The 7,337-nt window shown below is 68.2% G+C and carries 8 protein-coding genes; 4 read left to right on the top strand and 4 right to left on the bottom strand.

Going from position 1 to position 7,337, the window contains the following annotated elements:
• The coding region (locus tag VFG33_RS29345) for an aminopeptidase P family N-terminal domain-containing protein (RefSeq protein WP_325056224.1) at positions 1 to 320 on the bottom strand (320 nt) is incomplete at its 3' end.
• Between the two features lie 51 nt (positions 321 to 371).
• On the opposite strand from VFG33_RS29345, the gene VFG33_RS29340 reads away from it, so the two are divergent.
• Genes VFG33_RS29340 through VFG33_RS29330 form a run of 3 tightly spaced genes read left to right on the top strand, consistent with a single transcriptional unit; the run spans position 372 to position 3,716 of the window.
• Positions 372 to 1,253, top strand: coding sequence for an SDR family NAD(P)-dependent oxidoreductase (locus VFG33_RS29340; protein ID WP_325056223.1), 882 nt, complete (start codon positions 372 to 374; stop codon positions 1,251 to 1,253).
• Entirely contained in the window at positions 1,250 to 2,920 is a 1,671-nt protein-coding gene (locus VFG33_RS29335; protein WP_325056222.1) for an AMP-binding protein, read from the top strand. The genes VFG33_RS29340 and VFG33_RS29335 overlap by 4 nt, the downstream gene beginning before the upstream one ends.
• A gap of 4 nt (positions 2,921 to 2,924) precedes the next feature.
• Positions 2,925 to 3,716: a phytanoyl-CoA dioxygenase family protein gene (locus VFG33_RS29330; protein ID WP_325056221.1), complete on the top strand. Its 792-nt coding sequence runs from the start codon at positions 2,925 to 2,927 to the stop codon at positions 3,714 to 3,716.
• Here VFG33_RS29330 and VFG33_RS29325 read toward each other — a convergent pair.
• Genes VFG33_RS29325 through VFG33_RS29315 form a run of 3 tightly spaced genes read right to left on the bottom strand, consistent with a single transcriptional unit; the run spans position 3,713 to position 6,538 of the window.
• Positions 3,713 to 4,534, bottom strand: coding sequence for a citryl-CoA lyase (locus VFG33_RS29325; protein ID WP_325056220.1), 822 nt, complete (start codon positions 4,532 to 4,534; stop codon positions 3,713 to 3,715). The two genes, VFG33_RS29330 and VFG33_RS29325, sit on opposite strands and share 4 nt — an antisense overlap.
• Entirely contained in the window at positions 4,531 to 5,736 is a 1,206-nt protein-coding gene (locus VFG33_RS29320) for a CaiB/BaiF CoA transferase family protein (protein ID WP_325056219.1), read from the bottom strand. Before VFG33_RS29320 ends, VFG33_RS29325 begins: the two co-directional genes overlap by 4 nt.
• A 10-nt stretch (positions 5,737 to 5,746) precedes the next feature.
• The gene (locus VFG33_RS29315) at positions 5,747 to 6,538 is read right to left on the bottom strand and encodes an IclR family transcriptional regulator (protein ID WP_325056218.1); all 792 of its coding nucleotides are present in this window, start codon (positions 6,536 to 6,538) and stop codon (positions 5,747 to 5,749) included.
• Between the two features lie 165 nt (positions 6,539 to 6,703).
• On the opposite strand from VFG33_RS29315, the gene VFG33_RS29310 reads away from it, so the two are divergent.
• Positions 6,704 to 7,337: Bug family tripartite tricarboxylate transporter substrate binding protein (locus tag VFG33_RS29310; protein ID WP_325056217.1), on the top strand; the 634-nt coding region annotated here is incomplete at its 3' end.

The raw sequence follows: 7,337 nt of genomic DNA, 5'->3' as shown, positions 1-7,337 counted from the left end.
CCCAGTCGGTCCGCGACCGCGGCGTACGGGTTCTCGCTGTCGACCCAGGTGATCATCTCGACGCCGAGCTCAGCCAGCGGTACCTCGGCGTACCCGGGTGCCTCGAGCTTCGGCACGACCAGCGCGGGCGGGCCGTCGGCGGGGATGACGAGCGTGGTGAGCCGCTCGAGCGAGCCGCCGGCCTGGCCGAGCAGGTAGCGCAGATCGGAGCCCGGTGCGATCACCAGACCGGTGCCTCCGGCGGCCTCGCGAGCACGCTCGAGTCGAGCACGCAGTACGGCGGAATCGGGCGCGGGATGCTGCAGGGATCGTCGTGACATGGAACCGAGCCTAAGGTGGGCAGCGACGCTACCTGCCGGTAATGTCGGGGCATGGTGACTGGGAAGCGTCCGATCGGTTGGTCTGTGCTGGTTGCGTTGACCAATGGGCGGACGCGGATCCCTGACGATCGACTGGCCGCCGCGGTAGGTGGGAAGGTCGTGCTCGTCACCGGTTCGTCGTACGGGATCGGTGAGGCGACGGCGAAGCGGCTGGCGCGGGCGGGCGCGACCGTTCTGCTCGTGGCGCGCACTGCCGACCAACTGGAAGCCGTCGCCGAAGAGATCCGTACTGCGGGCGGCAAGGCGCAGGCCTATCCCACGAATCTCGCCGAGCCGGCCGCCATCGAGCGGCTGGTCGCGAACGTGCTCGCAGACCACGGGCATGTCGATGTGCTGGTCAGTAACGCGGGCAAGTCGATCCGCCGGTCGGTCGCTGACTCCTACCAGCGGTTCCATGACATCGAGCGGACGAACTCGGTCAACTACCTCGGGCCGACGAAGCTCGTGCTCGAACTCCTGCCCTCGATGCGCAAGCGAGGCAGCGGCCACCTCGTCAACGTGTCGACCGCCGGAGTACGGACTCCCCCGTTGGCCAGGTGGTCCGCCTATCTCGCCTCGAAGAGTGCGTTCGACGTCTGGCTCCGTTGTGTCGCGCAAGAGATCCGTGACGACGGCGTGACCACGTCGACCGTCTATATGGGACTGGTGCACACCCGGATGAGCGATCCGACTCCTCTGCTCAACCAGTTGCCCGGGCTGAGCCCTGAGCAGGCTGCCGACCAGGTCTGTGCGGCCGTCGCGAACAAGCCGCACAACATCACGCCGCCGCTCGTCCGTCCTGCTGATGCCTTGGGCAACCTTCTCCGGGTGCCGACGGATCGGCTGTTCGAGCAGTACTTCCTTCGCACGAACAGGAAGAAGGGCCCGGAGTGAGACCGCGGCCGATCGGCCCGATGCGACCGCCCGACTGGCTCGTGCGGCGAGCCGCCGAGGTTGGTGGAATCTCTGTGGCGCTGATCCGGTCGGGCGTCTGGCGATCGGTCGGGCCGTCCCAGTTGCTGGGGATCGAGCGAGCCTTGCGGCAGTGGGGCCAGTCGATGGCGGCGCTCGGTGCGATCGCGGCGATCCGGTATCCGGATCAACCGGCGGTGATCGACGAGCGCGGACAGCTGACCTACCAGGAGCTCGATCACCGGTGCGAGCGGATCGCGGCCGGGTTGCGGGCGCAGTACGGGATTGTTGCCGGGAGCAAGGTTGCTGTCTTGTGCCGGAACCATCGCGGGTTTCTGGAGGCGACGCTTTCCGCCTCACGGCTCGGTGCGGACGTGCTCTTCGTCAACACGGAGTTCGCCGGACCCCAACTAGAAGCAGTGCTCGAGAAACACCAGCCCGACCTACTCATCCGCGACGAGGAATTCATCGTCGGCACCGACCTACCCCAAATCCTCGCCTGGCAGGACAACGCCGCCGCCGAGGACGTCGGGAGCGGCGGGGGCGTGAGCCCTGCCCAGGTTCGGCTTGATGAGCTTGCGCGCTGTGATGCCCCCGGGGCTCCGGCGCCGGACAGCGTTGGGCACATCACCATTTTGACGTCGGGGACTACGGGGGCTCCGAAGGCGGCGCCGCGGGCGCCGACTGTGGGCGGGCTGGCGGGGTTGACCGCGAGTGCGCTGAATCGGTTCGGGTTGCGGGCGGGTGAGCCGATGGTGATTTGTCCGCCGCTGTTCCACGGGCTTGGGTTGCTTACCTCGATGCTCGCGCTCTTCCTCGGGTCGCCGCTGGTCCTGGCTCGCCGGTACGACGCTGCCGCGGTGCTCGCGTCGATCGATCGGAACCGGGCCGGCTCGGTGGTCGCCGTACCGATCATGTTGCAACGGATGCTCGACCTCGGCGCGGAGCGGATCGCGGAGTACGAGCTGAGGTCTTTGCGGGCGATCATCTCGGGCGCCTCCGCGTTGGGACCAGCGTTGGCGGAGCGGTTCATCGCGCAGTTCGGGCCGGTGCTGTGTGACGCGTACGGGTCGAGCGAGATCGGGATCGCGACGATCGCCAACTCGGCGGATCTCCTCGCGGCGCCCGGCACGGTCGGACGCCCCTGCCTCGGGAGTTCCGTGCGCATCCTCGACGACAACGACCGACCGATCGCGGTTGGTGAGACCGGACGGATCTTCGCCGGCGGCGGCCTCGTGTTCGGCGGGTACTCCGACGGCAGCAGCAAGACCGTGGTCGACGGGCGGATGAGTACGGGCGATCTCGGTCACCTGGACAAGGCCGGGCGGTTGTTCGTCGACGGCCGCGAGGACGACATGATCGTGTCGGGCGGTGAGAACGTGTATCCCGCCGAAGTCGAGGACTGCCTGATGGACCACCCGGGTGTGGTGGAGGCCGTGGTGGTCGGCGTGCCCGATGAGGAATTCGGTCAGCGGTTGGTCGCGTACGTCGTACCGGCTGGTCCCCGTGCTGTGACGCCTGAAGAGCTCATCCAGCATGTACGCGCGAACCTGGCGCGGTACAAGACCCCGCGGCAGGTCGTGCTGGTGGAAGACCTTCCCCGCAACGCCACGGGAAAAGTCCTCCGAAGCAAACTCGGCGAAAATTGAGAGTGTGCTGACCTCCAACGGGTATGTCCTGGACGAATCCGCTCACCGGCTCGGGTCGTTGGGCGCCGTACCGGATCGTGAGCGTGGTGATCGGGTGCTGCTGCAGGTACGGCTGCGGCGGGATGGGTATCTCTTCCTCCGTGGGCTGCTCGATCCGGAGGTGGTACTGGCATTCCGGCGGTACTACTTCTCGCTGACCCGGGCTGCCACCGACCGAGCGACGTACCGGCAGGTGTTGTTCGGGGAGATCGTGCCGGGAGCGGAGTACGCCGCCTTCTGCACGCAGCCGGCGCTCCGGGGGTGGTTCGAGTGGTTCCTGGGTGGGACGCCGTTCCTGCACAAGCGGAAGATCATCCGGCAGACCGCGCCCGGTGAGGGCGGGATCGGGATGGCGACGCAGGCGCACTACGACCTCCTCTACCTGCGGGAGGGGACCGACCAGGTGCTGTCCGCGTGGATCCCGGTCGGCGACTGCCCGGTTGCCCGCGGCGGACTCACCTACCTGGAAGGCAGCCACCGTCGCGTCCTCCAGGACGAAGCCCTGGGCCTGCTCAGACGTCCCGCGGCCTCCATCACGGCCGACCTCCCTGCTCTGGCCGACCAGTACGACGCCCGCTGGCTGGTCAACGACTACGCCGCCGGGGATGTGGTGATCCACACCGCCCACACCGTCCACGCAGCCCTGGACAACATCTCCCAGGACATCCGCCTCTCCACCGACATCCGCTACCAGTTGTCGACCAGCCCCACAGATCCTCGCTGGCAATCCCACTGGCACGACCGCGACGGCCTCTAACTACCGAGATGCCTTGCGGCCGGGCCTGTGTACGTGGGGGTGATGGATCTGGGCAGGGGGCCCTTGATGCGGGTGGGGTCCTGTTGTTGCTCGTGGGCGTGGGCCAGGAGGCCGACGGACCGGGAGAGGACGAAGAGGCCGCGGGCCAGTTCGGGGGCGAAGCCGAGTTCGGCGTAGATGGTGGCGGTGGCGCCGTCCACATTCATCGGGATCGGCTTGGAGCCTTCGGCGAGGACGGCCTCCAGGGCGAGCGCGAGGTCGACGTACTGGCCCGAGACGACGCCGTCGTCGATTGCCTGCTGGAGCGCGGCAATGAGCGGGTCGCGGCGGGGGTCGCGCGGGTGGAAGCGATGACCGAAGCCGGGGATGAAGGCCTTGCGGGCTTTGTAGGAGGCGACTAGATCGCGGGCGGCTTCCGCGGGGCTGTGTCCGGCGTCGACCGTGGCGCGGAGTTCGTGGAGGACTTCCAGGCATTGCTGGCCCGCGCCGCCGTGGACGTCTCCGAGCAGGTTGACGCCGGTGGCGATCGCGTTGTTGAGCGGCAGACCGCAGGATGCCGCCATCCGGGCCGCGGCGATCGAGGGCGCCTGGGGGCCGTGGTCGACCGCGGCTACGAGAGTCAGCTCGAGTAGTTCGGCCTCACGGCTGGTTGGGAGATCTCCCCTGGTCATCAGCCAGATCAGCTGCGGGAAACTGACCGCCCCGATGAGCTCCTCGATCGCGTAGCCGCGCAACCGGATCACACCCGGCTGGATCTCGGTGATCGAGGTCGCCCACCAATCAGCCGCCTCGGTGCGCGCGTCGTCCGAGGAAGTCATACGGCTCCTTGGTCGTGGAGGTCGGCGATCTCCTCCGTCGTGTAGCCGATGGCGTGCAGGACCTCGTCCGTGTGTTCGCCGAGTGTCGGCGGGCGCGTGGACGGACCCACTGCGTGGCCGTCGACGTGGACGCTGCTGCCGAGAACGCGCAGGGAGCGCTCTCTGCCGTCAGGGGTAGCGCGGCCTGGCATCGGGAGGTCGTGGAGGAGTTCGCGGTCAGCGAGTTGGTCCAGGGACAGGGTCTGTTGGACTGTGAGGACCGGGGCGACGGGGACGCCGGTGGTGGCGAGGAGGTCGTCCCACTCGACGGCAGAGCGCTCTCTGAGGGTCTTTTCGAGTTCCTGCTTCAGCTCGCGGCGATGATGCTTGCGGGCCTCGCGGGTGGCGAAGCGCTCGTCGGTGACCAACTCCGGGCGACCCAGCACGGTGCAGAGTTCGACGTACTGCTCCTGTTTGTTCGCCGCGATGTTGAGCCCGCCCGACGCCGTCTCGAAGGTCCCGGACGGTGCTGACGTGACGTTTTCGTTGCCCATGGCCCGTGGTTCGCGGCCGCCGATGAGGTAGTCCGAGACCACCCAGCCCATCGCCGCGACCGCGGTCTCCAGCATCGAGACGTCGAGGTAGCTGCCGACACCTGTGCGAGAGCGTTTCACCAGGGCGGCCGAGATCGCGAACGCCGCCGCGTAGCCGCCGAGCGTGTCGGCGATGGGGAACCCGGTGCGCGTCGGCGCGGTGTCGGGCATGCCGGTCACGCTCATGATGCCGGACAACCCCTGGATGATCTGGTCGTACGCCGGTCGCCCGCGCATCGGCCCGGTCTGCCCGAACCCGGAGACAGCGCAGTACACGAGTCCTTCGTTCAGCGCGTGCAGCGTCTCCCAGGAGAAGCCGAGGCGGGTGAGGACTCCGGGGCGGAAGTTCTCCAGCAGAACATCGGCCTCGCGGACCAGGCGCTCGAACACCTCTTTGCCGGCGGGGGATTTCAGATCCAGGGTGAGAGAGCGCTTCCCCGCGTTCTGAGCGAGGAACGAGATCCCCAGCCCGTCCCGGCTCAGCTCAGGGTCCGCACCGAGGTTCCGGGCGAGGTCGCCTGACCCCGGCACCTCGAGCTTGATCACGTCCGCACCCATCAACGCCAGCTGGTACCCGGCGAACGGCCCTGCCAGCACGTTGGTCAGATCCAGGACCCTGACCCCTGCCAACAGATCCGCGTCAGGAGGCACTGAAGCCGCTCCAACCGGTGGAGGTGACGGTGTCCGCGCAACGACGGACGGCGTTGACATAGCCAGGAAGGCGCTCGTCGTTGAAGCGGGTCGTGGGACCACCGATGCCGACCGCGGCGACCACGCGGCCACCGGACCGGCGTACCGGGGCTGACACGCCGGAGGCGCCGAGCTCGCGCTCTCCGTGCGTGATCGCGTAGCCCCGCTCCCCCGTACGACTTGCCGCCACCCGGAGCTTCTTCGCGAAGTCACCGTCGTACGGCGACTCAGCGGCGATGTCGTCGATCACCGAGGGATCCGCCGCCAGCAAGGGCGGATCGCTCAGCAGCACCTTCGAAGCGGCCCCGCCCCACAGCGGCAGCGACGATCCGACCGCGATGGTGTGTCGGACACTCAACGTCCCCTGCGCCTGCGCGAGGCAGACCCGGGTGCGCCCGACCCGGATGTACAGATTGGAGGTCTCGCCCGTGTCGGCCGCGAGCTTGTTCATCGCGGCCCGCACGGCCGGTGGGATCTCCATGCTCGCGCTGCTCAACCGCGTCCACCGCAGGAATCCAGGACCGATCGCATAGACACCTGGCCCGATCGCGGCCACCAGTCCTCGCTGCTCCAGGGTCGTCACCAGCCGCAGCACGGTGGTCTTCGGCAGCCCGCTCACCTTGGTCAGCTCGTGCAGCGTCCAGGTCGGGTGCTCGTCGTCGAAGCGCTCCAGCAGATCCAGCGCCCGGTGCACGCTGCGAACACCAGGCTGGTCACCGCCGGCCAGGTCGCCGTCCGTCATGCCGCCTCTTCTCACCGGCCCGCCATCGGGCCGCTCACCGCCGGAATCAGTCCTCTCGACGATAGCCCGCTGGTCCACCTAACGGAATCTCTGTACCCCCTGGTGGAATGCTGCTACGGTCGCCGCGTGATCCAGGCCACCCATCCGCGCCTGAGGAGATGCCCAATGTCGCGATCCGCACTCGTCGCCACCGGGGTGACCGTGAGCCTGCTGCTCAGTGCTTGTTCGGCCCTCGAAGGCGGCAGCGTCGCCGGCGATTTCCCGTCCCGCAACGTCGAGATCATGGTGCCGGCGGCCCCCGGCGGCGGCTGGGACCTGACCGCCAGACAGTTGCAGCACGTCATCCAGGAAGACGACTTCCTGCCCGGTCGCTCGGTGTCCGTGGTGAACGTGACCGGCGCCGGCGGTGCCGTCGGCATCTCGAAGCTGGTCACCAAGAACCGCAAGGACCCGCACACGCTGATGATCACCGGCCTGGTGATGGTCGGTGCGCTGACCTTGAACCAGTCCAAGATCACCATCTCCGACACCACGCCGATCGCCACTCTGACGGCCGAGCAGGAGGTGTTCGTGGTCGAGGCCGACTCGCCGCTGAAGTCGCTCAAGGACCTGGTCGAGAAGTACCAGGCCGACCCGACCTCGGTCAGCTGGGGCGGCGGCACGATCGGCGGCACCGACCACATCGCGGCCGGCACCCTGGTGAAGGCGGCCGGCGCCGATCCCTCGAACGTGAAGTACATCAGCTACTCCGGCGGTGGTGAGGCGACCGCGGCGATCCTGTCCGGCGACGTCACCGTCG

This window comes from Kribbella sp., from assembly GCF_035687465.1.
Taxonomy (GTDB): Bacteria; Actinomycetota; Actinomycetes; order Propionibacteriales; family Kribbellaceae; genus Kribbella.
This window is presented reverse-complemented; position numbering and strand designations above follow the sequence as displayed.